The organism is Brevundimonas sp. (genome assembly GCF_051858995.1).
Classification (GTDB): domain Bacteria; phylum Pseudomonadota; class Alphaproteobacteria; order Caulobacterales; family Caulobacteraceae; genus Brevundimonas.
The window spans coordinates 1-21,184 of the sequence record NZ_JBHYGN010000013.1 but is presented as its reverse complement, the minus strand read 5'-3'; the positions used below and the strand labels follow the sequence as shown (position 1 = coordinate 21,184).

The window sequence follows — 21,184 nt, the reverse complement described above, 5'->3', positions numbered from 1 at the left end:
GGTCTCAGCCACCGATCGCGAGTTGATAGGCGGACGTCAGGGCGTGAACGGAGGCGTTTGTGTAGTCCAGCACCAGGCCGGGCTGAACGCCCAGCAGCAGGGTGCCGACGATGAGCGGCACGAAGATCAGCAGCTCGCGCTTGTCGATGTCCGCGATGTCCTTGAGCTTCGGATTGGTGATCTCGCCGAACATGACGTTGCGGTACAGCGTCAGGGCGTAGACCGCCGAGAAGATCACGCCCGAGGCCGCGAACAGCGCCGTCCAGGTCGACACCTGATAGATGCCGGTCATCGTCAGGATTTCGCCGATGAAGCCCGAGGTCCCCGGCAGGCCGACGTTGGCCATGGTGAACATCAGGAAGATGGCGGCGAACCAAGGCATCCGGCTGGTCAGACCGCCGTAGAAGGCGATCTCGCGGGTGTGCATCCGGTCGTAGACGACGCCGACGCAGAGGAAGAGCGCGCCCGAGATCAGGCCGTGGCTCAACATCTGGAAGACCGCGCCCTGCACGCCCTGATCATTGCCGGCGAAGATGCCCATGGTCACGAAGCCCATGTGGGCGACCGACGAATAGGCGATCAGCTTCTTGATGTCGGTCTGACGGAAGGCGACCAGCGAGGTGTAGACCACGGCGATGGCCGACAGGGTCCAGACCAGCGGGGCGAACATCTGCGACGCCTGCGGGAACATGGGCAGGTTGAACAGGATGAAGCCGTAGCCGCCCAGCTTCAGCAGGATGCCGGCCAGGATGACCGAACCCGCCGTCGGCGCCTGCACGTGGGCGTCGGGCAGCCAGGTGTGCACCGGCCACATCGGCATCTTCACCGCGAACGAGGCGAAGAAGGCCAGCCACAGCAGCGGCTGCACGGTCGGCGAGAAGGCGTAGTCCTTCAGTTCCGGAATGCTGGTGGTGCCGGCGGTGTGCGCCATCCACAGCATGGCCAGCAGCATCAGGACCGATCCCAGCAGGGTGTACAGGAAGAATTTGTACGCCGCGTAGATGCGGTTCTGGCCGCCCCACACCCCGATGATGATGAACATCGGGACGAGGGTGCCTTCGAAGAAGATGTAGAACAGGAAAAGGTCCAGCGACGTGAACACGCCGATGACCAGCGTCTCCAGCACCAGGAAGGCGATCATATAGTCGCTGACGCGCTCCTTGATCGTGCTCCAGCTGGCCAGGATGCAGATTGGCATCAGGAAGGCGGTCAGCAGGACGAACAGGATCGAAATCCCGTCCACGCCCAGGTGATAGCTGGCGCCCGAGAACCACTGGACCAGCTCAACGAACTGGTAGGCCGGGTTCGACGAGTCGAAATTGGCCACCAGCACGACCGAGACGACCAGGGTCGCCAGGGTCGTCGTCAGGGCGATCCAGCGCGCGGCGCTGTCCGAGCCCTTGCCGCCCAGACGGGTCAGCAGCAGCAGGGCGGCGCCCACCAGCGGCAGGAAGGTGACGACGCTCAGGATGAAGGGGATCTGGGGCAAGATCAGGCTCCCCACCAATAGATAGCGAAGGCGAGGAAGCCGGCCAGGCCGAGCAGCATCACGAAGGCGTAGAAATAGACATAGCCGGACTGGAAGCGGGCCAGCCCGCCGGCGAACTTGCGGGACAGCCAGGCGAAGCCGTTGGGCCCTCCCCCGTCGATGATCTTCACGTCGCCGATCTTCCAGAAGAAGTCGCCGACAGCCTTGGCGCCCTTGACGAAAATGAAGTCGTACAGCTCGTCGAAGTACCACTTGTTCATCAGGAAGGCGTGGACCGGGCTTCCGCGATCGGCCATCCGGCGCGCCATGCCCTCCTTGAGGACATAGAGCCAGAAGGCCGCGAAGGTGCCGATCAGGGTCATGATCAGCGGCGACCACTTCACCCAGGTCGGAACCGAGTGGGCGTCGTGCAGGACGTGGTTGTGCGGACCCGAGAAGATGGCGGCCTTCCAGAACTCGCCCTCGTGGTGCCCGATGAAGAAGGGCGCGAAGACCAGACCGGCGAAGACGGCGCCGACCGACAGCAGCAGCAGCGGAACCAGCATCACCGGCGGGCTCTCGTGCGGCTTCAGCGGACCGTGGTGGCCGTGGTCATCATGGGCGTGATCGTCGTGATCGGCCAGCGGCTCGTCGTGCGTCTCGATCTGGGCGTGCGCGGCGTGATCAGCATGCGCGTGGGAATGATCATCATGGTGCTCGTCCTTCCAGACCGGCTTGTTGTGGAAGGTCATGAAGACCAGACGCCACGAATAGTAGGCCGTCAGACCGGCGGCGAAGATGCCGACGAAGAAGGCGAACAGGCCGATCGGCGAATGGCCCGAGGCCGCGGCGGCGAAGGCGCTCTCGATGATCGCGTCCTTCGAATAGAAGCCCGCCAGACCGCCGATCCCGGGGATGCCCAGACCGGTGATGGCGATCGTGCCGATGGTCATCACCGCATAGGTGATCGGCAGCAGCTTCCACAGGCCGCCCATCTTCCGCATGTCCTGCTCGTGGTGCATGCCGTGGATCACCGAACCGGCGCCCAGGAACAGCAGGGCCTTGAAGAAGGCGTGGGTGAACAGGTGGAACATGGCCGCCTCATAGGCGCCCACGCCCGCGGCGAAGAACATGTAGCCGAGCTGCGAACAGGTCGAATAGGCGATGACCCGCTTGATGTCGTTCTGGGCCAGACCGACCGTCGCGGCGAACAGGGCCGTGACCGCGCCAATGGTGGCGACGATGGCCGAGGCCGTCGGCGCATACTCGAACAGCGGCGACAGCAGGCAGACCATGTAGACGCCGGCGGTCACCATGGTCGCCGCGTGGATCAGGGCCGACACCGGGGTCGGGCCTTCCATCGCGTCCGGCAGCCAGGTGTGCAGGAAGAACTGCGCCGACTTGCCCATCGCGCCGATGAACAGGAGGAAGGCGGCCAGATCGAGCGCCGACCAGGTGTGGCCCAGGAACTCCCAGCCCGTGCCCGCCTTGGCGGCGATCAGCGGGAAGAACTCGGCGAACTGGATCGTGCCGAACATCCAGAAGACGGTGAAAATGCCAAGGGCAAAGCCGAAGTCGCCAACGCGGTTGACCACGAAGGCCTTGATGGCGGCGGCGCTGGCGGTGGGCTTCTTGTACCAGAAGCCGATCAGCAGATACGAGGCCAGACCCACGCCTTCCCAGCCGAAGAAAAGCTGCATGAAGTCGGCGGCGGTTACCAGCGCCAGCATGGCGAAGGTGAACAGCGACAGATAGGCGAAGAACCGCGGCTTGTCCGGGTCCTCGGCCATGTAGCCCCAGCTGTACAGGTGAACCAGCGACGAGACGCTGGTCACCACCACCAGCATCGTGGCCGACAGGGCGTCGATGCGGATCGACCAGTTCGAGATGAAGTCGCCGACGTGGATGAACGGCGCCAGCGTGATGGTGAAGGGCTCGAGATGGCCCCAGGTCCACTGGCCGAAGACAGTCCAGGAGACGGCGCAGGCGAAGAACAGCAGACCCGTGGTGATGGACTGCGACAGGACATTGCCCAACCGGCGGCCCGACAGGCCGACGATGGCCGCGCCCAGCAGCGGCGCGAAGATCCCGAGAGTGACGAGGAGCTGGAGGTTCACGATCAGCCCTTCATGACCGAGGCGTCGTCCACGGCGATATCGCCGCGGTTACGGAAGAAGGTCACCAGGATGGCCAGGCCCACGGCGGCCTCGGCGGCCGCGACGGTAAGCACGAACATGGCCATGATCTGCCCCGACACGTCGTTGAGGTAGGTCGAGAAGGCGACGAAGTTGATGTTCACGGCCAGCAGGATCAGCTCGACCGACATCAGGATGATGATGACGTTCTTGCGGTTCACGAAGATGCCGAAGACACCGATGGTGAACAGGATGGCGGCGACCGCCAGATAGTGCTGCAGGGTGACGACCATCAGATCAGATCCTCGGGGGTGACGCCCGCGCCGGTGGCGACCGACTTCACTTCCATGGCCTTCTTGGCGTCGCGACCGACCTGATCAGCGACGTTCTGGCGTTTGACGTGGGGCTTGTGGCGCAGGGTCAGGACGATGGCGCCGATCATCGCGATCAGCAGGACGATGCCCGCCGCCTGGAAGAAGTAGACGTAGTCCGTATAGAGCACCCGACCGATGGTCTCGATGTTCGAGGCGTCCGCCGTGGCGGCCACCGGAACCGTCGCATCCGCAGCCGCGCCGCCGACGACCGTGGCCAGGGAGATCATGATCATCTCGGCCAGCAGCACGCCCGCCACGATCACCGCCAGCGGCATGTAGCGCGCGAACCCTTCCCGCAGCCGCAGGAAGTCGACGTCCAGCATCATGACCACGAACAGGAACAGCACCGCGACGGCGCCGACGTAGACGACCACCAGCAGCATGGCGAGGAACTCCGCGCCGAGCAGGACGAACAGACCCGCCGCCGTGAAGAAGGTCAGGATGAGGAAGAGAACACTGTGCACGGGGTTCTTCGAGGTGACGACCAGGAGGGCGCTCACCACGGCAACCGCCGCCAGCAGATAGAAGGCAATGCCTTGCAACATCGGAGGCCAGAGCCCCTTTCGGTTATGGGCGGCGACCCCGTTCGGAATCGCCCTCCCCGTTCAGCGTGTGCGCCCTAGACCATTTTTGCCTTGGGCCGAATGGCCCAAATCCAAAAAATGGTCGGATATCACTGGAGCGAAATCTGAGCCCGACGCCCAAGGCGCCGGGCCGATTTCGCTCTAGCGATAAGGCGCGTCGAGTTCCAGATTCTTGGCGATCAGTCGTTCCCAACGATCCCCGTTCGAGAGCAGGCGCTCCTTGTCGTACAGCAGTTCCTCGCGGGTCTCGGTCGTGAACTCCGAGTTCGGACCCTCGACGATCGCGTCCACCGGGCAGGCCTCCTGGCACAGGCCGCAGTAGATGCATTTCACCATGTCGATGTCGTAGCGGGTCGTGCGGCGGCTGCCGTCGGCGCGCGGTTCGGCCTCGATGGTGATGGCCTGGGCCGGGCAGATGGCCTCGCACAGCTTGCAGGCGATGCAGCGTTCCTCGCCGTTCGCATAGCGGCGCAGCGCGTGCTCGCCCCGGAAGCGCGGCGACTGCGGATTCCTCTCGAAGGGATAGTTCACCGTCATCTTGGGACGGGCCATGTATTTCAGGGTCAGGCCGAAGGCGCCGACGGCGTCGATCAGCAACGCCCCCTTCGCGGCCTGGACGAGACGGTTCAACATTATTGCGCGCCTCCGGTACGCGGGCACTCGCGGGCGTAACGCTCGCTTTGTTTATCCATCGCCTCGCAACGCTGAAGGCGCTCGGCCTCCCGGCGTTCGATGCGTTCCTGCCGCTGCTGCCACTGATAGCCAGACACAGGCAGGGGTTCATACGGTTTGCCGGCGCAGGCGGTCAGCGTGACCGCGGCCAGGATGAGGGTCGCTAGACGGATCATCGGCCCCGCCTCACCACGCGCTCGCAGCCTTCCGGCTGGTCGTCGCGCTCGCTGCGATCCGACCGGCAGGCCGGATGGTTGCGCGCGTTGCGGTCGCGCGCCCGCTCCGCCCGCGCCAGATCGCCCATGGGCGAGCTCGCCTCCGGCTGGATCGGCCGGAAGACGGTCTGGCAGCCGCCGGCGGACAGGGCCGCCAGCATCAGGCCGGAAAGGACGAGCGCGCGGATCATCAGTGGCCCACCGCGAACACGCGCCAGGCCGCCGTGAAGACCACCGCCACCAGCGAGGTCGGCAGGAAGATCTTCCAGCCCAGACGCATCAGCTGGTCATAGCGGTAGCGCGGCACGAAGCCCTTCACGATGGCGAACATCAGGAACCAGAAGACGATCTTCGCGAAGAAGGTCAGCAGGTAGATCGTGTACTCGAGCCACGCCGGCAGGGCGTCCAGCCAGGCCTGCGGCACGCCGGGGTTCCAACCGCCGAAGAACAGGATCGAGATCATGGCGCACATGAAGACGATGTTCACGTACTCGCCCATCATGAAGAGCAGGTACGGGGTCGAGCTGTATTCCACCTGATAGCCGGCCACGAGTTCCGACTCCGCTTCCGGCAGGTCGAACGGCGGGCGGTTGGTCTCGGCCAGGGCCGAGACGAAGAAGACGATCATCATCGGGAACAGCACGATGATCGTCGGCCAGGTGTCGAGCCCGCCGCCGAAGACGAACCAGTTCCAGATCCCGCCCTGCTGGGCCGAGACGATCTCGGACAGGTTCATCGTGCCGGCCAGCAGGATGACGTTGATGATCACCAGGCCGATCGAGACTTCGTACGACACCATCTGCGCCGCCGAACGCAGGGCGCCCAGGAACGGATACTTCGAGTTCGAAGCCCAGCCGCCCATGATGATGCCGTAGACGCCCAGCGAGCTGATCGCGAGCACGTACAGGATGCCGATGTTCAGGTCAGAGATGACCCAGCCCGGCGCGAACGGGATGACCGCCCAGACCATGAAGGCCGTGATCACGGTGATGATCGGCGCGAGCAGGAAGATCGACTTGTCGGCGCCCGCCGGCACGACGATTTCCTTCAGCACGAACTTGATCATGTCCGCGAAGGACTGAAGCAGGCCGAACGGGCCGACGACGTTCGGGCCCTTGCGCATCTGGATGCCGGCCCAGACCTTGCGGTCAGCCAGCAGCAGGAAGGCGACGGCCACCAGCACGCCGACGGTGACGAGCAGGATCGCGCCGATGGTGGCGAGGGTCCAGCCGAGAGGAGTGGTCCAGAAGTCCATAGAGCCTTACTCCGCCGCCATCGCGACCGGGGCGATCCGCTGGGCGGACAGCTCGGCCATGGTCACGCTGGCGCGCGTGATCGGATTGTTCAGATAGGGGTCGCGCACCAGCGAGGCGAAGGCGATGTCGCCCAGGTCGCCCTTCTGGCCCAGCGCCGCCACGTCGAACGACGCGGGCGCCGGCAGATAGTCGATGCGGCCGAACGTCGGATGATCCGCCATCAGCTTCGAACGCAGGGCGTCCAGGGTGTCATACGGCAGGGTCTGGCCGACCAGGGCCGACAGGGCGCGCAGGACGGCCCAGTCTTCCTTGGCCTGTCCCTTCGGGAAGACGACGCGTTCCGCCATCTGCACCCGGCCCTCGGTGTTCACGTACAGGCCCGCCTTCTCGGTGTAGGCCGAGCCCGGCAGGATCACATCGGCGCCGTGCGCGCCGCGGTCGCCGTGCGACCCCAGATAGACGCGGAAGGCGTCCGAACCGCCCAGTTCGATCTCGTCCGCGCCGAGCAGGAACAGCACGTCCAGCGCGCCCGGCTTGATCATTTCGAAGACGGTCTTGCCGCCCTCGCCCGGGATGAAGCCCATGTCCAGGCCGGCGACGCGCGAGGCGGCGGCGTGCAGGACGTTGAAGCCGTTCCAGCCCTCGGTGACCACGCCGACCTTCTTGGCCAGCGCGCCCAGGGCGTTCAACACGGCCGGGCCGGTCGCGCCGGTCAGGGCGCCCGAGCCGACGATGATCGCCGGGCGCTCGGCCTTGGTCAGGAAGTCGACGGCCGCCTTGGGCAGCTTGCCCAGGGTCTTCGAACCGGCGCCCAGCCAGTTGTAGTCGAAGGTCAGGGCCGCCTGTTCGCCGATCAGGCCGATCTCGGTCTTGCCGGCCAGCCAGGCCTTGCGCAGGCGGGCGTTCAGCAGCGGAGCCTCGCTGCGCGGATTGGCGCCGACGATGAGGACAGCGTCCGCGTTTTCAATGCCTTGCAGGCCGCTGTTGAACAGCCAGCCCTCGCGCGGACCGACGCCCAGCGCCGCGCCGTCCTGACGGCAGTCCGTGTTGGCCGAGCCCAGGGCGCGGAACAGGTCCAGCGCCGCCTTCATCGATTCCGCGTCCTGCAGGTCGCCCGCGACCACGCCGATGCGGTCCGCCGGGGCGGCGTTAAGCTTGGCGGCCACGACGCCCAGAGCCTCATCCCACGAGGCGGCGCGCAGGCGACCGTTTTCACGGACGTAGGGGCGGTCCAGACGTTGGCGCTGCAGGCCGTCGACGGCGTAGCGGCTGATGTCCGACAGCCACTCCTCGTTGATGCCTTCATTCACGCGCGGCAGCACGCGCATGACTTCCGAGCCCTTGAAGTCGGCGCGGATGTTCGAGCCCAGCGCGTCCATGACGTCGATGGTCTCGGTCTTCTTCAGCTCCCACGGACGATAGTGGTACTGCCACGGGCGGTGCGTCAGGGCCCCCACCGGGCAAAGGTCGTTGACGTTTCCAGACAGCTCGCTGTCGATGTTCTTTTCCAGATAGGTGGTGATCTCGGCGTCCTCGCCGCGCGAGATCATGCCGATGTCGGGCACGCCCGCCACCTCGGTGATGAAGCGGACACAACGGGTGCACTGGATGCACCGCGTCATGAAGGTCTTCACCGTCGGACCCATGTTCTTTTCTTCGACCGCGCGCTTGTTCTCGGCGTAGCGCGAGCCGTCACGACCGTAGCCGACGGCCTGGTCCTGCAGGTCGCACTCCCCGCCCTGGTCGCAGATCGGGCAGTCCAGCGGGTGGTTGATGAGCAGGAACTCCATCACCCCTTCGCGGGCCTTCTTCACCATCGGCGTGTCGGTGAAGATTTCCTGGCCGTCGGCGGCCGGGAGCGCGCACGAAGCCTGCGGCTTCGGCGGTCCCGGCTTCACCTCGACAAGGCACATGCGGCAGTTGCCGGCGATCGACAGCCGCTCGTGGTAGCAGAAGCGCGGAATTTCATGACCGGCGCGCTCGGCGACCTGGAGCACGGTCATACCGGGCTCGAACTCGGTCTCTACGCCGTTGACTTTCGCGATGGGCATTACCCGCGACCTCTGCGTTTCTTTTACTTAAGCGGACCGGATCAGAACCAGGACTTGTTCCCCACGACATAGTCGCGGTTGAACTCGGCGTCCGATTTGACCAGGTAGATGATGAATTCGATGAAGGCGATGATCCAGATGATCCCCGGCACGATGCCGAAGGTGATCCAGCCGATCGTGCCGCACAGCAGCATGATCACCCCGGCGGTCGTCTTGCCGAGGTAGAATTTGTGGATCCCGATCCCGCCGAGGAAGAAGGCCAGCAGGGCAGCGACGATCTTGTTCTTGTCGCCCGACAGAGAGCTCGCGCCGCCACCGGTGACGTAGATGTTGGTGGCCACGCCGTCGGCCACTTCGAAGTCGACGTCCATGCCCTGGAACACCTCACGGGCGCCCATCAGGCCGCCGCGCGTGAAGGTGTAGCGGCCGCCGTCGTCGCCGCTGATCAGGCCGGAGCCCGTGTAGTCGTCATAGCTCAGGATCTTGCCACGCATATCAAACTCCCCCGTTGATAAAGACACCGGCCGGCGCAGTCGCCCGGCCTGAAATGATCATGTCCACGCCCATCAGCCGCGCTCCGCGGGCAGGTCGACCGTCTGCGAGGCGGTCGTTCCGTCCGGCAGGGTCGTATTGATGGTGATGGCGTCCCCGTCCAGCACGAAACGCGTCACCGGATCGCCCGACTGGTTCATCCAGCGATTGGATTCCGGCGTCGGGGCGTCGACCGGCTTCCAGGTCACCAGATCGCCGTCCACACGGCACTGACCACGACGACGTCCGCCGTCGACCGGGGCGCGCCACGACAGATTCACCACCTGCCCTTCCAGCCCATCCACCTCGATGGCCAAGACGTCCTGGCCGTGGATGGCCGCCAGTCCCGCCCGGCAGACGCGACGCAGTTCGGGCGCGGTCAGCACGACCGGCACGCTCGCCTGCCCGTCCGAGGCCGGATTGGCCGCCGACACCTTTTCCGCCGGGGTCGAGGCAGGCACGTCCGTCCGCTCGCCGCAGGCGGCGAGGGTCAGAAGGGCCAGCATCGAAACGGCGGTCAGGCGCATCGTTACTCCGCGGCGATCGCGTGGCCGGCGAAGCTCGCGCGGCGGCTTCGGTAGGTGGAGATGCGGTCCTCGATCTCGTGGCGGAAGTGACGGATCAGGCCCTGAACCGGCCAGGCCGCCGCGTCGCCCAGGGCGCAAATCGTGTGACCTTCGATCTGGGTCGAGACTTCCAGCAGCATGTCGATTTCCGACGGGTCGGCTTCACCGATCGCCATCCGCTCCAGCACGCGCCACATCCAGCCGGTGCCTTCACGGCACGGCGTGCACTGGCCGCAGCTCTCGTGCTTGAAGAAGTAGCTGATGCGGGCGATCGCCTTCACGATGTCGGTGGACTCGTCCATCACGGTCACGCCCGCGGTGCCCAGCGACGATCGCAGCTCGCGCATCGAGTCGAAGTCCATCAGGGCGACTTCAGCCTGTTCGCGGGTGATCACCGGGCAGGACGCGCCGCCGGGGATGATGGCTTTCAGGTTGCCCCAGCCGCCGCGCACGCCGCCGCCGTGATCCTCGATCAGCTGGCGCAGCGGCATCGACATGGCCTCTTCAACCACGCACGGCGTGTTGATGTGCCCGGCCAGCGACATCAGCTTGGTGCCGGTGTTGTTCGGACGACCGAAGCTGGCGAACCAGTCCGCGCCGCGGCGCAGGATGGTGCCGACCACGGCGATCGATTCCACGTTGTTCACGGTCGTCGGGCAGCCATAGAGACCTGCGCCGGCCGGGAACGGCGGCTTCAGGCGCGGCTGGCCTTTCTTGCCTTCCAGCGACTCCAGCAGGGCCGTCTCTTCACCGCAGATGTACGCGCCGGCGCCGTGGTGGATGTAGACGTCGAAGTCCCAGCCATGGACGTTGTTCTTGCCGATCAGCTTGGCCTCGTAGGCCTGCTTCACTGCGGCTTCCATCCGCTCGCGCTCCAGCACGTACTCGCCGCGCAGGTAGATGTAGCAGGCGTGGGCCTGCATCGCGAAGCTGGCGATCAGGCAGCCTTCGATCAGCAGCTGCGGATCGTGGCGCATGATCTCGCGATCCTTGCAGGTCGCGGGCTCGGATTCGTCGGCGTTCACCACCAGGTAGTGAGGACGATCCTTCACTTCCTTGGGCATGAAGGACCACTTCAGGCCGGTCGAGAAGCCGGCGCCGCCGCGTCCGCGCAGGCCCGAGTTCTTGACGTTGGTGATGATCCAGTCCCGACCCAGGTCGAGCATGTCCTTCGTCGCGTTCCACGCGCCGCGCGTCTTCGCGCCCTCGAGGCCCCAGTCCTGGAGACCATAGAGGTTGGTGAAGATGCGATCCTTGTCTTCGAGAATGCCGACCATGGTCAGTTCAGATCTCCGCGGCGGTCGCCCGCCTGACTCAATTTGTGCCGTCCCCACAGGACGATGCCGACGCCGATCACGGCGATCACCGCGCCGACGACAGCCAGGATTTCCATGTCCGGCCCGATCAGGTCGGTCAGCCCGGCGAAGGCCATGCCCGCGCCGATGACTAAGTCACCCACGCCGGCCAGAATCATCACGCGCCAGGTCGCTGAGGGGTCCGCCTGCTTCGCCATCACAGCCCCTCCGCCAGACGGCGCTTGTGGTAGCGGGTCCGCATCCAGGTCGCGGCCAGGAACAGCACCCATCCCGCGGCGACGAAGCCGTAGGCGACCAGCATCAGGGGCTCGATCACCGGCACGGCGTCGTAGCGGGTGGCGATGACATAGCCGGCGCCCAGCAGGATCAGCGCCAGACCGCCCAGCCGGAACGGACGGCCGACAGCCTTCACCTCGGCGCGGTAGGCCGCGCGGCCCTCCTCCGTGTCGAGATCAGGCAGGCTCATGCTTTCACCGGCTCGCTGTTCGGCAGCTTCTTGATCGGCTTGGCGGCCGAGCCGTCATACAGCTTCGGATCGGTCAGCGTGCGAGCGCCGCCTTCCGGCTCCGAGGTGTGACGACCGACGCGCGAGCCAGGCTTGGGCTTCTTGCCGGCGGCGAAGTCGTCGATGATCTGGGCCAGATTGTCCGGCGTCAGGTCTTCGAAATAGTAGTCGTTGATCGCGGCCATGGGGGCATTGGCGCAGGCGCCCATGCACTCGACTTCTTCCCAGGTGAAGCGGCCGTCGGCGCTCAGCGTCTGCTTCGGCCCGATCTTCTTCTTGCAGACGTCCATCAGGTCGTTGGCGCCGCGCAGCATGCACGGCGTCGTGCCGCACACCTGAATCAGGGCCGCCGTGCCCACCGGCTCCAGCATGAACATGGTGTAGAAGGTCGCGACCTCCAGCACCCGGATGTAGGGCATGCCCAGCAGCTCGGCGATGGCGCGGATAGCGGGCTCCGAGACCCAGCCTTCCTGCTTCTGCACCAGCCACAGGATCGGGATCACCGCCGATTGCTGACGGCCTTCCGGATATTTGGCGATCCACCAGTCGCATTTCGTCTTGGTTGCCTTCGAGAAGGCGAACGAGGCGGGCTGTTCCTTGGCGAGACGACGAACGCTCATCGGTCCACTTCTCCGAAAACGATGTCGAGCGAGCCCAGGATGGCCGAGACGTCGGCCAGCTGGTGGTTGCGGTTCATCCAGTCCATCGCCTGCAGGTGACGGAAACCCGGCGCCGAGATCTTCACCCGGTACGGCTTGTTGGTGCCGTCGGAGACCAGATAGATGCCGAACTCGCCCTTCGGCGCCTCGACAGCGGCGTAGGACTCGCCTTCCGGCGTCTTGAAGCCCTCGGTGTAGAGCTTGAAGTGGTGGATCAGCGCTTCCATCGAGCGCTTCATCTCACCCCGGCGCGGCGGGACGATCTTGTTGTCCTCGATCATGACCGGCTCGCCCGGGCAGTTGCGCAGCTTGTGCACGCACTGCTCCATGATCCGCACCGACTGCTTCATCTCCTCGACGCGGCAGAGGTAGCGGTCCCAGCAGTCGCCGTTCTTGCCGACCGGAACGTCGAATTCCATCTCGGCATAGCATTCGTACGGCTGCGACTTGCGCAGGTCCCAGGCGATGTCCGAGCCGCGCAGCATCACGCCGGTGAAGCCCCAGTCCAGGGCCTCCTGCTTCGACACCACGCCGATGTCGACGTTACGCTGCTTGAAGATGCGGTTCTCGGTGACCAGCGCCTCGATATCCTTCAGCGCGTCCGGGAAGGTCTGGCACCAGCGACCGATGTCGTCGATCAGGTCCATCGGCAGGTCCTGGTGGACGCCACCGGGACGGAAATAGTTGGCGTGCAGACGGGCGCCACAAGCGCGCTCGTAGAACACCATCAGCTTCTCGCGCTCTTCGTGGCCCCACAGCGGGGGCGTCAGGGCGCCGACGTCCATGGCCTGCATGGTCGCGTTCAGCAGGTGGTTCCCGATCCGGCCGATCTCGGAATACAGCACGCGGATCAGCTGAGCGCGGTAAGGCACCTCGATCCCGAGCAGCTTCTCGATGGCCAGGCAGAAGGCGTGCTCCTGGTTCATCGGCGCGACGTAGTCGAGGCGATCCAGGTACGGCACGTTCTGCAGATAGGTCCGCGCCTCCATCAGCTTCTCGGTGCCGCGGTGCAGCAGGCCGATATGCGGATCCACGCGGGTCACGATCTCGCCGTCCAGCTCCAGCACCAGGCGCAGCACGCCGTGCGCGGCCGGGTGTTGCGGGCCGAAGTTGATGGTGAACTTGCGGTCGTCCATCTCGCGCGCGTGGGCGGTGCGGCCGTCTTCCATGTCGTCGAAGACGTCGGTCGCGCCGAGCGGAGCCGGAATGCTCGAACCTTCGGCCATCACTTCACCTTCTCGTCGCCCGGCAGGACCGGGGCGGGATACTCAGCGCCTTCCCACGGAGACAGGAAGTCGAAGTTCCGGAACTCCTGGGTCAGCTTGACGGGTTCGTAGACGACCCGCTTCTGCTCCTCATCGTACCGCACCTCGACGTAGCCCGTCATCGGGAAGTCCTTGCGCAGCGGATGCCCCTGGAAGCCGTAGTCGGTCAGGATGCGGCGCAGGTCCGGGTGGCCCGAGAACAGCATGCCGTACATGTCGAACGCCTCGCGCTCGAACCAGTCGGCGTTCGGATAGACCGACACGGCGCTCGGCACCGGCTGGACCTCGTCCGTCGTCACCTTCACCCGCACGCGCACGTTCCGGGTCATCGACAGCAGGTGATAGACCACCTCGAACCGCTCCTCGCGATCCGGGAAGTCCACGCCGCACAGATCGATCAGCTGCTGGAAGCCGAAACGCTCCTTAAGCACCGACAGCACCTCGGCGATCTTCTCGCGCTCGGCAATCAGCGTCAGTTCGCCGAACGCCACCTGCGCCTGCACGCCCAGCTCGGCCACCATCTCGGCGCCCAGCGGCGTCAGGGCGGTTTCCAGCTCTTGCTGCTTCACCAGAGAGGTCATCGTTCGATGGTCCCCGTGCGACGGATCTTCTTCTGCAGCTGCAGCAGGCCGTACAGCAGCGCCTCCGCCGTCGGCGGGCACCCGGGCACATAGACGTCCACCGGCACCACGCGGTCACAACCGCGAACAACGCTGTAGCTGTAGTGATAATACCCGCCGCCGTTCGCGCAGCTGCCCATCGACACCACGTAACGCGGGTCAGGCATCTGGTCGTAGACCTTGCGCAGGGCCGGGGCCATCTTGTTGGTCAGGGTGCCGGCGACGATCATCAGGTCCGACTGACGCGGGCTGGCGCGCGGGGCCATGCCGAAGCGCTCGACGTCGAAGCGCGGCATCGACATCTGAATCATCTCGACGGCGCAGCAGGCCAGGCCGAAGGTCATCCACATCAGCGAGCCGGTCCGGGCCCACTGGATCACGTCGTCCAGCGAGGTCGTCAGGAAGCCGCGCTCGCCGAGCTCGGTGTTCACCGCCTCGAAGAACTTGTCGTGGATCGCGGGATCATAGCCCTCGACCATCGAGCGGGCGCCCAGGCCGTAGGCGACGGGCGACGACCCGCCCGGGCCCACCGGCGACGCGCCGGAGTTGCCCATGCCGATCAGCGGCACGTTGTTGGTGGTCACTCCCATTCGAGCGCGCCCTTCTTCCATTCGTAGATGAAGCCGACGGTCAGAACGCCGAGGAAGATCATCATCGACCAGAAGGCGAAGATCATGCCCGCGTGCGACAGGTCGAACATCGACACCGCCCACGGGAACAGGAAGGCTACTTCCAGATCGAAGATGATGAAGAGGATCGACACCAGATAGAAGCGCACGTCGAACTTCATGCGCGCATCATCGAACGCGTTGAAGCCGCACTCATAGGCGGACAGCTTCTCCGAGTCCGGATTCGTCGGAGCCATGATCCAGGCCGCCAACATGAAGACGAGCCCGATCACCGCCGCGATCCCGAGAAAGATCACGATCGGCAGATATTCGAGAAGGAATGCATTCATCCGTTTGGACCTCGTCCGCCACAGAGGGAGGGGCGGATTCGGCGCTTTCTAGACCCGTAACCCCCACGGTTCAAACCCATATGGAGAAAGGTTTTTCTTGCGAACGGTTCGCAGTTTTGCGGACAGCGTGTCGCAGGTCCGACCGCTTGCCCCCGAGCCCGGCCTCAAGCCCTATGGCCGACTGTCCAAAGGGTCCTCGGGGAGAAACGCATGACTATCGGAGCCCGGGTGCTCAACGGCATCGAACGCATCGGCAACCGGCTGCCGGATCCGGTCTTTCTCTTCCTCTGGCTGATCGGAGGGCTGATCGTCCTCAGCCTGATCGGCTCCGGCCTCGGCTGGTCGGCGGTCAATCCGGTCACCGGCGACACCCTGGTCGCTGAAAGCCTGCTGTCTCCGGCGAACCTGGAGCAGCTCTTCATCGGCATGCCCGCGACCCTTACCGACTTCCCGCCTCTGGGGATCGTGGTCACCATTATATACGGGGCGTCAGTCGCCGAGCGCAGCGGCCTGTTCACCACCGCCATCCGCGGCGCCCTGCTGAATGCGCCCAAGCTGATCCTCACCCCGGTCATCGTCATCACCGGCATGGTCTCGCACCACGCCTCGGACGCCGCCTATGTGGTGGTCATCCCCCTGGCCGCCGTCATGTTCGCCGCCGCCGGCCGGCATCCGCTGGCCGGCCTCGCCGCCGGCTTCGCGGCCGTCTCGGGCGGATACGCCGGCAACCTCTTCCCCGGCGCCCAGGACGCCCTGCTGCTGGGTATCACCGAGCCCGCCGCCCATCTGATCGATCCGTCCTATTCGGTGAACATCGCCGGCAACTGGTTCTTCATCGTCGGGGTCGTGCTCGTCTTCACCCCCATCGTCTGGTTCATCACCGACCGGATCATCGAGCCCCGCCTCGGACCATGGCAACCCGCGGGCGCGACCGTCCCGACAAAGGAAGAGAAGACGCCCCTCACCGCCGACGAGAAGCGCGGCCTGGCCTATGCGGGCCTGACCGTGCTGGCCATGATCGCCGTCTGGGCCCTGATCACCCTCCTGCCCGGCTCGCCCTTCATCGATGCCGACGCCGAGCCCCAGCAGCGCTTCAATCCGCTCTACAAGTCGCTGGCCGCCTTCTTCGCCCTCACCTTCTTCCTGTCCGGCGCGGCCTTCGGCGTCGGTTCGAAGAGCGTCCAGAGCCACCGCGACCTGGTCCGCATGATGCGCGAGGGCATCGTCCAGCTGGCCCCCTATCTCGTGCTGGTCTTCTTCGCCGCCCACTTCGTGGCCATGTTCAACTGGTCGGGTCTGGGCCCGATCCTGGCCATCAACGCCGCCGAACAGCTGAAAGCCATCGACCTCCCCGCCCCCTTGCTGCTGATCAGCGTGGTGCTGGTCTCCTGCTTCTTCGACCTGTTCGTCGGCTCGGCCTCGGCCAAGTGGTCGGCGCTGGCGCCCATCGTGGTGCCGATGTTCATGCTGCTGGGAATCAGTCCCGAGATGACCACCGCCGGCTACCGCATGGGGGATTCGGTCACCAACATCGCCACGCCGCTGATGAGCTACTTCCCGCTGATTCTGACCTTCGCCCAGCGCTGGGACCCGAAATTCGGCCTCGGCTCGCTGATGTCGACCATGCTGCCCTACGCCGGAGCCTTCCTGGTGGCCGGTCTGAGCATGGTCGCCCTGTGGGTGGCGCTGGACCTGCCGCTGGGGCCGGGCGTGGGCGTGCACTACGAAGCGCCCCCGCCCGCCGTGGCCGTCCAGCCCCCTGCGGAGGGCGGTCTGATGGGTCCGACGGCCCTGCCGGAGGCCGCCGCCGTGGCCGGTCCGGGCATCGCCAACCGGTGATCTGAATTTTTCCTGACACGGCCTGTTGACGTCCCCGGCGAGCCCGCCTAAACGACGCCCCTCGCCGCGGCGCACCAGCGCTTCGGTCGGGAAACGCGGGTGTAGCTCAGTTGGTTAGAGTGCCGGCCTGTCACGCCGGAGGTCGCGGGTTCGAGCCCCGTCACTCGCGCCACTTTCTTACGAAAGTGGCGCACCTCGTTTCTCTCCATTGTCTGTGACGATGACCACACGGCCGCTCCTCGGGGAGCGGCCGTTTGTGTTTCTGCCCCTCCCCCCACACCCCGAAGATGATGAATTCCGCCCATGCGCGCGGAACGGGACTCGCCGGGTGAGCGAGTTCATGCCTCTACTGTCTGGCGGTCGCGTCCCGCGGCCTTCAGCCAGAGGAGCCCTCCCCATGTCGTTCGCTCGATCCTGCGCCGTCACCGGCCTGTCCACAGCCCTCGCCCTGGCGTCCGTGGCGCCCGCCGCCGCCCAGACGCCGGGCCGGCTGTCCGATCTGGTCGGCGCCCGCGCCGGTCAGGCCGAGGGCGAACTGGGGCGCCGGGGCTATCAGGTCACCGACCGCAGCGAGGTCGTCGGCGATGGACGCCTGACCTACTGGCGCCGGGGCGACGAATGCGTGGCCATCATGACCCGCGACGGTCGCTATCAGTCGATCAATCAGGCCGGTCGCTCGGAGTGCGGAAGCGAGGGCTCAAACCACGACCACACCGCCGCCGTCGTCGCGGGCGTGGCCATCGTCGGCCTGGCCGCCGCCATCGCCGCTCACAACCGTCGCCACAACGACGCCGACCGCGACCATGATTCCGAGTACCAGCGCGGCTATCAAGCGGGCCTCTACGGCTCCCCCTACGACGACCGTCACGAGACCGAGGGCTATCACGAGGGCTACCTCGCCGGTGAGGGCGAGGCGTCCAACCGCCGCCACTCCAACTCCAGCTGGGTCCGCCGGGCGCCCTGGCCCGCCCAGAACGCCTGCTCGCGCCGCGCCGACGAGTATCAGAACAGCCCCCAGGGCTCGAGCACGCCGATCAGCGTACGCGACCTCGGGCGAGACCAGTGGGAGCTGACCATGGCGACCGGCAGCTACCGCTCGGTCTGCCGGGCCACCTCTGACGGCCGCGTCCTCTCGATCGATCCCTATTGATGGCGAGCACATCGCGGCCCCTGCCCTTCGCCGACGAGGGCGCCGCCCGGCCGGTCGCCTGGCGCTGGGCCGTCGCCCTGCTCGCCGTCGCGGCGGGCTTCACCGCCCTGCTGTTGGGGGAGGCCACGCTGGGCATGCTTCCGGCGGTGCTCCTGTTCGTCGGCGTGCCGCTGGTCGGCCTGTACGTTCTGACGGAGGGCCGTCTCGGCCTGGTCCTGCCCCGGCCCACGGGGCGGGACATCGCCGTCGGGCTGGGCTTCGGCCTTCTGAATCTGCTCGCGGTCCCACTGCTCGGATTGGGCGTCACCCAGCTCATCCCGACCGCGCCCAACCCGGTCGGCGACCTGCTGTCAGGGCTCACGCCTGGCGCCGTTCCCGGCTTCTTCGCCCTGACGGGACTTCAGCTGGTCGGCGAGGAGTTGGTCACGGTCATCCCCTTCCTCGCTGTCATGGCGCTGATGCGGCGGCTGGGCCTGCCGCGCGGAGCCGCCGTCGCCATCGGCACGATCGCCGCCGCCCTCGCCTTCGCGGCGATGCATTTTCCGACCTATCAGTGGCACATCCTGCAAGCGGTCGTGCTGATCGGCGGCGCGCGCCTGATCCTGCTCGGCGCGTATCTGACCACGCGGAACCTCTGGGCGTCCGTGATCGCCCACGTCTTCAACGACTGGACCCTGTTCGGGGTGTTGCTGCTGGTGGCGAACGCCGGGGGCTAGGCCCCTACTGCCGCCCGGCGACCAGCACGTTCTGTACGCGGCGGCCCAGCGGGTCGCGGCTGTGCCAGGTGTCGCCGATGTCGGCTTCGATCATCGCGGTGCAGAAGCGCGGGATCAGCATGTTGGGGCGCATATTGGTCAGGCAGACCCGCTCGCCCTGCACGCTCCAGCGCGCGGCCAGACGGCGACCGTCCGAGAATTGCGCATTGTAGCTGCCGTCCGGATTGAACCAGTGCTTGACCCAGCCCCCGTCGGGGTAACGCGACACCACTGTATTCCCGAACGCGGAGTTCATGTCGGCCCGACCCGGACCGGCGGCGAGACATGCGACCGCAAAGGTCGCTACGGCCAGCGCACGCAGCATGCAGATACCCTCACTCAGACCCTTCCCAAGGCGGAGCAACTATTAACAGCATGTTAGGTTCTGCCAACCCCCGAACGATGCGACACGAATAGTTGACTATCGCGTGGGGGCTTCTATATGCGGCGCAGGTTTCGGGACAGGACTGGCGAATTCGCGCCGCCCGCTCGCCCACGGCACGGGCGGTTCCGCGACATCGCATGACGGCCCGATGCGCGGGGCGTCCTTATTACAGTCCCAAGGACCCATGACGGAATTCTCGCAACTGGGCCTCTCGCCCACGACCCTGCAAGCGGTCGCCGATACCGGCTATACGACCGCCACCCCCATCCAGGCCCAGGCCATTCCGGTCGCCCTCGCCGGGCGCGACGTGCTGGGCATCGCCCAGACCGGCACCGGCAAGACCGCCGCCTTCACCCTGCCCCTCATCGACCGGCTGCAGTCCGGCCGCGCCCGCGCCCGCATGCCGCGCGCCCTGGTGCTGGCCCCGACCCGTGAACTGGCCGACCAGGTCGCCGAAAGCTTCGCCAAATACGCCAAGGGCACCAAGCTGAACTGGGTGCTGCTGATCGGCGGCGTCTCCATGGGCGACCAGGTCGCGGCCCTGAACAAGGGCGTGGACGTGCTGATCGCCACCCCGGGCCGCCTGATCGACCTGTTCGAACGCGGCAAGATGCTGCTGACCGGCGTCGAGCTGATGGTCGTCGACGAAGCCGACCGCATGCTGGACATGGGCTTCATCCCGGACATCGAGAAGATCTTCAAACTGACGCCGCCCAAGCGCCAGACCCTGTTCTTCTCGGCCACCATGCCGCCGGAGATCACGCGTCTGACCACGCAGTTCCTCAAGGATCCGACCCGGATCGAGGTCTCGCGTCCGGCCCAGACCGCCGACACCATCACCCAGTACATCACCCGCCTGCCGACCTCGGACCCCAAGGCCAAGCGCACCGCCCTGCGCATGCTGATCGAGCGGGGCGACGTGCAGAACGGCATCGTCTTCTGCAATCGCAAGTCGGAAGTCGATATCGTCGCCAAGTCGCTGAAGACGCACGGCTTCGACGCCGCGCCGATCCACGGCGATCTGGACCAGTCGCTGCGCATGAAGACCCTGGCCGACTTCCGCGCGGGCGCGCTGAAGCTGCTGGTGGCCTCCGACGTCGCCGCGCGCGGCCTGGACATCCCGGCCGTCAGCCACGTCTTCAACTACGACGTCCCGCACCACGCGGACGACTACGTCCACCGCATCGGCCGCACCGGCCGCGCCGGACGTCTGGGCGAGGCCTTCATGATCACCACCCCGGCGGACGAGAAGTCGCTGGATAAGGTGCTCAAGCTGATCAAGAAGGACCCGGTCGAGCTGCCGCTGGAAGGCGTCGACTTCGCCGCCATCAAGGATCTCCGCCGCGAAGGCGGTCGTGACGGAGGCCGTGGCGACAAGCGTGGTCGTGGCCGCGGCGAACGGGGCGACCGCCCTGCCCGCGCCCCGCGCCATGAGGACGCCGCCGTCGAGGTCGCCGCCGAACAGCCCGCGCCGGTCGAGGCCGCCGCCGAGGACGCCGCCCCCGCCCGCCGCAGCCGCAGCCGTCGGGGCGCCAAGCCCGCCGTGGAAACCCCGGTCGAGGCCGCCTTCGCCGCCGAGACCGCGCCGGACGTGGTCGAGGAGGCCCGCGAACCGCGTGAGCCGCGCCGCGAACGCGGTCGGGGTCGGGATCGCGACCGCAACGACCGTCGCGAGGCCGCTCAGGCCGACGAACCGCGCACCGTTTCGGGCCGTCCGTTCGGCGACGCCGACATCCCAGCCTTCCTGCGCCGCCCGGTGACCATCAAGGGCTGAAATTTTCCGGCCCCGAACGGTCACGCTTAACCCGGCGTTACCGATCATGCCCTAGGTCCAATCGACATTCAGGGGATTCACTTGCGGCCTGATGCGTGATTCATGG

General features: G+C 66.3%; 24 protein-coding genes and 1 tRNA gene. 5 read left to right on the top strand and 20 right to left on the bottom strand.

The genetic code is table 11. The features are described from left to right. Positions 1-4: 4 nt before the first annotated feature. From ACTIEF_RS15060 to ACTIEF_RS14970, 19 genes are all read right to left on the bottom strand, one after another. Positions 5-1,480 (bottom strand): NADH-quinone oxidoreductase subunit M, encoded by a 1,476-nt coding sequence (locus ACTIEF_RS15060; protein ID WP_439473120.1) that lies wholly within the window; start codon positions 1,478-1,480, stop codon positions 5-7. A gap of 11 nt (positions 1,481-1,491) precedes the next feature. Beyond that, positions 1,492-3,585, bottom strand: a complete 2,094-nt coding sequence (gene nuoL, locus ACTIEF_RS15055; protein WP_439472957.1) for an NADH-quinone oxidoreductase subunit L — start codon at positions 3,583-3,585, stop codon at positions 1,492-1,494. Between the two features lie 2 nt (positions 3,586-3,587). Next, complete coding sequence (gene nuoK / locus ACTIEF_RS15050) at positions 3,588-3,896, bottom strand: NADH-quinone oxidoreductase subunit NuoK (RefSeq protein ID WP_141626506.1); 309 nt, start codon at positions 3,894-3,896, stop codon at positions 3,588-3,590. After that, positions 3,896-4,522 carry an NADH-quinone oxidoreductase subunit J gene (locus ACTIEF_RS15045; protein WP_439472956.1) on the bottom strand — a complete coding sequence of 209 codons (627 nt, stop codon included), beginning with the start codon at positions 4,520-4,522 and terminating at the stop codon, positions 3,896-3,898. The genes nuoK and ACTIEF_RS15045 overlap by 1 nt, the downstream gene beginning before the upstream one ends. 180 nt (positions 4,523-4,702) lie before the next feature. Next, positions 4,703-5,194: an NADH-quinone oxidoreductase subunit NuoI gene (gene nuoI / locus ACTIEF_RS15040; RefSeq protein ID WP_439472955.1), complete on the bottom strand. Its 492-nt coding sequence runs from the start codon at positions 5,192-5,194 to the stop codon at positions 4,703-4,705. Further along, complete coding sequence (locus ACTIEF_RS15035; protein WP_439472954.1) at positions 5,194-5,409, bottom strand: hypothetical protein; 216 nt, start codon at positions 5,407-5,409, stop codon at positions 5,194-5,196. The genes nuoI and ACTIEF_RS15035 overlap by 1 nt, the downstream gene beginning before the upstream one ends. After that, complete coding sequence (locus ACTIEF_RS15030) at positions 5,406-5,639, bottom strand: hypothetical protein (RefSeq protein ID WP_439472953.1); 234 nt, start codon at positions 5,637-5,639, stop codon at positions 5,406-5,408. The genes ACTIEF_RS15035 and ACTIEF_RS15030 overlap by 4 nt, the downstream gene beginning before the upstream one ends. After that, on the bottom strand, positions 5,639-6,703 hold the full coding sequence (gene nuoH / locus ACTIEF_RS15025) for an NADH-quinone oxidoreductase subunit NuoH (protein ID WP_439472952.1): 1,065 nt from the start codon (positions 6,701-6,703) through the stop codon (positions 5,639-5,641). The genes ACTIEF_RS15030 and nuoH overlap by 1 nt, the downstream gene beginning before the upstream one ends. Positions 6,704-6,709: 6 nt before the next feature. Next, positions 6,710-8,755, bottom strand: a complete 2,046-nt coding sequence (nuoG, locus tag ACTIEF_RS15020) for an NADH-quinone oxidoreductase subunit NuoG (protein ID WP_439472951.1) — start codon at positions 8,753-8,755, stop codon at positions 6,710-6,712. A gap of 41 nt (positions 8,756-8,796) precedes the next feature. Further along, positions 8,797-9,249 carry a TM2 domain-containing protein gene (locus ACTIEF_RS15015; protein ID WP_439472950.1) on the bottom strand — a complete coding sequence of 151 codons (453 nt, stop codon included), beginning with the start codon at positions 9,247-9,249 and terminating at the stop codon, positions 8,797-8,799. A 72-nt stretch (positions 9,250-9,321) separates the two neighbouring features. Beyond that, positions 9,322-9,813, bottom strand: coding sequence for a hypothetical protein (locus tag ACTIEF_RS15010; RefSeq protein WP_439472949.1), 492 nt, complete (start codon positions 9,811-9,813; stop codon positions 9,322-9,324). 2 nt (positions 9,814-9,815) lie between these two features. Then, entirely contained in the window at positions 9,816-11,129 is a 1,314-nt protein-coding gene (gene nuoF, locus ACTIEF_RS15005) for an NADH-quinone oxidoreductase subunit NuoF (RefSeq protein WP_439472948.1), read from the bottom strand. Between the two features lie 2 nt (positions 11,130-11,131). Continuing rightward, positions 11,132-11,365, bottom strand: coding sequence for a hypothetical protein (locus ACTIEF_RS15000; RefSeq protein WP_439472947.1), 234 nt, complete (start codon positions 11,363-11,365; stop codon positions 11,132-11,134). Continuing rightward, positions 11,365-11,634 (bottom strand): hypothetical protein, encoded by a 270-nt coding sequence (locus tag ACTIEF_RS14995; RefSeq protein WP_439472946.1) that lies wholly within the window; start codon positions 11,632-11,634, stop codon positions 11,365-11,367. The genes ACTIEF_RS15000 and ACTIEF_RS14995 overlap by 1 nt, the downstream gene beginning before the upstream one ends. Next, positions 11,631-12,293, bottom strand: coding sequence for an NADH-quinone oxidoreductase subunit NuoE (nuoE, locus tag ACTIEF_RS14990; RefSeq protein WP_439472945.1), 663 nt, complete (start codon positions 12,291-12,293; stop codon positions 11,631-11,633). The genes ACTIEF_RS14995 and nuoE overlap by 4 nt, the downstream gene beginning before the upstream one ends. Continuing rightward, on the bottom strand, positions 12,290-13,558 hold the full coding sequence (locus ACTIEF_RS14985; protein ID WP_439472944.1) for an NADH-quinone oxidoreductase subunit D: 1,269 nt from the start codon (positions 13,556-13,558) through the stop codon (positions 12,290-12,292). The genes nuoE and ACTIEF_RS14985 overlap by 4 nt, the downstream gene beginning before the upstream one ends. Next, complete coding sequence (locus tag ACTIEF_RS14980) at positions 13,558-14,151, bottom strand: NADH-quinone oxidoreductase subunit C (RefSeq protein WP_439473119.1); 594 nt, start codon at positions 14,149-14,151, stop codon at positions 13,558-13,560. Before ACTIEF_RS14980 ends, ACTIEF_RS14985 begins: the two co-directional genes overlap by 1 nt. A 23-nt stretch (positions 14,152-14,174) precedes the next feature. Further along, complete coding sequence (locus ACTIEF_RS14975; RefSeq protein ID WP_439472943.1) at positions 14,175-14,828, bottom strand: NuoB/complex I 20 kDa subunit family protein; 654 nt, start codon at positions 14,826-14,828, stop codon at positions 14,175-14,177. Then, positions 14,798-15,175: an NADH-quinone oxidoreductase subunit A gene (locus tag ACTIEF_RS14970; RefSeq protein ID WP_439472942.1), complete on the bottom strand. Its 378-nt coding sequence runs from the start codon at positions 15,173-15,175 to the stop codon at positions 14,798-14,800. The genes ACTIEF_RS14975 and ACTIEF_RS14970 overlap by 31 nt, the downstream gene beginning before the upstream one ends. 210 nt (positions 15,176-15,385) lie before the next feature. Here ACTIEF_RS14970 and ACTIEF_RS14965 point away from each other — a divergent pair, with 210 nt between their 5' ends. The 4 genes from ACTIEF_RS14965 (at position 15,386) to ACTIEF_RS14950 (ending at position 18,880) form a co-directional block, all read left to right on the top strand. Further along, complete coding sequence (locus tag ACTIEF_RS14965) at positions 15,386-17,014, top strand: AbgT family transporter (RefSeq protein ID WP_439472941.1); 1,629 nt, start codon at positions 15,386-15,388, stop codon at positions 17,012-17,014. A 95-nt stretch (positions 17,015-17,109) separates the two neighbouring features. After that, positions 17,110-17,186, top strand: a tRNA-Asp gene (locus tag ACTIEF_RS14960). Positions 17,187-17,411: 225 nt separating this feature from the next. Then, the gene (locus ACTIEF_RS14955) at positions 17,412-18,164 is read left to right on the top strand and encodes a hypothetical protein (protein WP_439472940.1); all 753 of its coding nucleotides are present in this window, start codon (positions 17,412-17,414) and stop codon (positions 18,162-18,164) included. Continuing rightward, complete coding sequence (locus tag ACTIEF_RS14950; protein ID WP_439472939.1) at positions 18,164-18,880, top strand: CPBP family glutamic-type intramembrane protease; 717 nt, start codon at positions 18,164-18,166, stop codon at positions 18,878-18,880. The genes ACTIEF_RS14955 and ACTIEF_RS14950 overlap by 1 nt, the downstream gene beginning before the upstream one ends. Positions 18,881-18,884: 4 nt before the next feature. Here the strand turns inward: ACTIEF_RS14950 and ACTIEF_RS14945 are convergent, their stop codons facing one another. Beyond that, entirely contained in the window at positions 18,885-19,148 is a 264-nt protein-coding gene (locus tag ACTIEF_RS14945) for a hypothetical protein (protein WP_439472938.1), read from the bottom strand. Between the two features lie 340 nt (positions 19,149-19,488). Between ACTIEF_RS14945 and ACTIEF_RS14940 the strand changes: the two genes are divergently transcribed. Next, entirely contained in the window at positions 19,489-21,078 is a 1,590-nt protein-coding gene (locus ACTIEF_RS14940) for a DEAD/DEAH box helicase (RefSeq protein ID WP_439472937.1), read from the top strand. Positions 21,079-21,184: the final 106 nt, after the last annotated feature.

Bases quoted from the DNA above. Each gene is read 5' to 3' on its own strand.
- ACTIEF_RS14975 (WP_439472943.1), bottom strand. From the start codon at position 14,828: ATGGAAGAAGGGCGCGCTCGAATGGGAGTGACCACCAACAACGTGCCG.
- nuoE (WP_439472945.1), bottom strand. From the start codon at position 12,293: ATGAGCGTTCGTCGTCTCGCCAAGGAACAGCCCGCCTCGTTCGCCTTC.
- ACTIEF_RS15045 (WP_439472956.1), bottom strand. From the start codon at position 4,522: ATGTTGCAAGGCATTGCCTTCTATCTGCTGGCGGCGGTTGCCGTGGTG.
- nuoK (WP_141626506.1), bottom strand. From the start codon at position 3,896: ATGGTCGTCACCCTGCAGCACTATCTGGCGGTCGCCGCCATCCTGTTC.
- nuoH (WP_439472952.1), bottom strand. From the start codon at position 6,703: ATGGACTTCTGGACCACTCCTCTCGGCTGGACCCTCGCCACCATCGGC.
- ACTIEF_RS14950 (WP_439472939.1), top strand. From the start codon at position 18,164: ATGGCGAGCACATCGCGGCCCCTGCCCTTCGCCGACGAGGGCGCCGCC.
- ACTIEF_RS14985 (WP_439472944.1), bottom strand. From the start codon at position 13,558: ATGGCCGAAGGTTCGAGCATTCCGGCTCCGCTCGGCGCGACCGACGTC.
- ACTIEF_RS14995 (WP_439472946.1), bottom strand. From the start codon at position 11,634: ATGAGCCTGCCTGATCTCGACACGGAGGAGGGCCGCGCGGCCTACCGC.
- nuoF (WP_439472948.1), bottom strand. From the start codon at position 11,129: ATGGTCGGCATTCTCGAAGACAAGGATCGCATCTTCACCAACCTCTAT.
- ACTIEF_RS14940 (WP_439472937.1), top strand. From the start codon at position 19,489: ATGACGGAATTCTCGCAACTGGGCCTCTCGCCCACGACCCTGCAAGCG.
- ACTIEF_RS15030 (WP_439472953.1), bottom strand. From the start codon at position 5,639: ATGATCCGCGCGCTCGTCCTTTCCGGCCTGATGCTGGCGGCCCTGTCC.
- ACTIEF_RS15010 (WP_439472949.1), bottom strand. From the start codon at position 9,813: ATGCGCCTGACCGCCGTTTCGATGCTGGCCCTTCTGACCCTCGCCGCC.
- ACTIEF_RS15000 (WP_439472947.1), bottom strand. From the start codon at position 11,365: ATGGCGAAGCAGGCGGACCCCTCAGCGACCTGGCGCGTGATGATTCTG.
- ACTIEF_RS15015 (WP_439472950.1), bottom strand. From the start codon at position 9,249: ATGCGTGGCAAGATCCTGAGCTATGACGACTACACGGGCTCCGGCCTG.
- nuoG (WP_439472951.1), bottom strand. From the start codon at position 8,755: ATGCCCATCGCGAAAGTCAACGGCGTAGAGACCGAGTTCGAGCCCGGT.
- ACTIEF_RS14955 (WP_439472940.1), top strand. From the start codon at position 17,412: ATGTCGTTCGCTCGATCCTGCGCCGTCACCGGCCTGTCCACAGCCCTC.
- nuoI (WP_439472955.1), bottom strand. From the start codon at position 5,194: ATGTTGAACCGTCTCGTCCAGGCCGCGAAGGGGGCGTTGCTGATCGAC.
- ACTIEF_RS15035 (WP_439472954.1), bottom strand. From the start codon at position 5,409: ATGATCCGTCTAGCGACCCTCATCCTGGCCGCGGTCACGCTGACCGCC.
- ACTIEF_RS14970 (WP_439472942.1), bottom strand. From the start codon at position 15,175: ATGAATGCATTCCTTCTCGAATATCTGCCGATCGTGATCTTTCTCGGG.
- ACTIEF_RS14965 (WP_439472941.1), top strand. From the start codon at position 15,386: ATGACTATCGGAGCCCGGGTGCTCAACGGCATCGAACGCATCGGCAAC.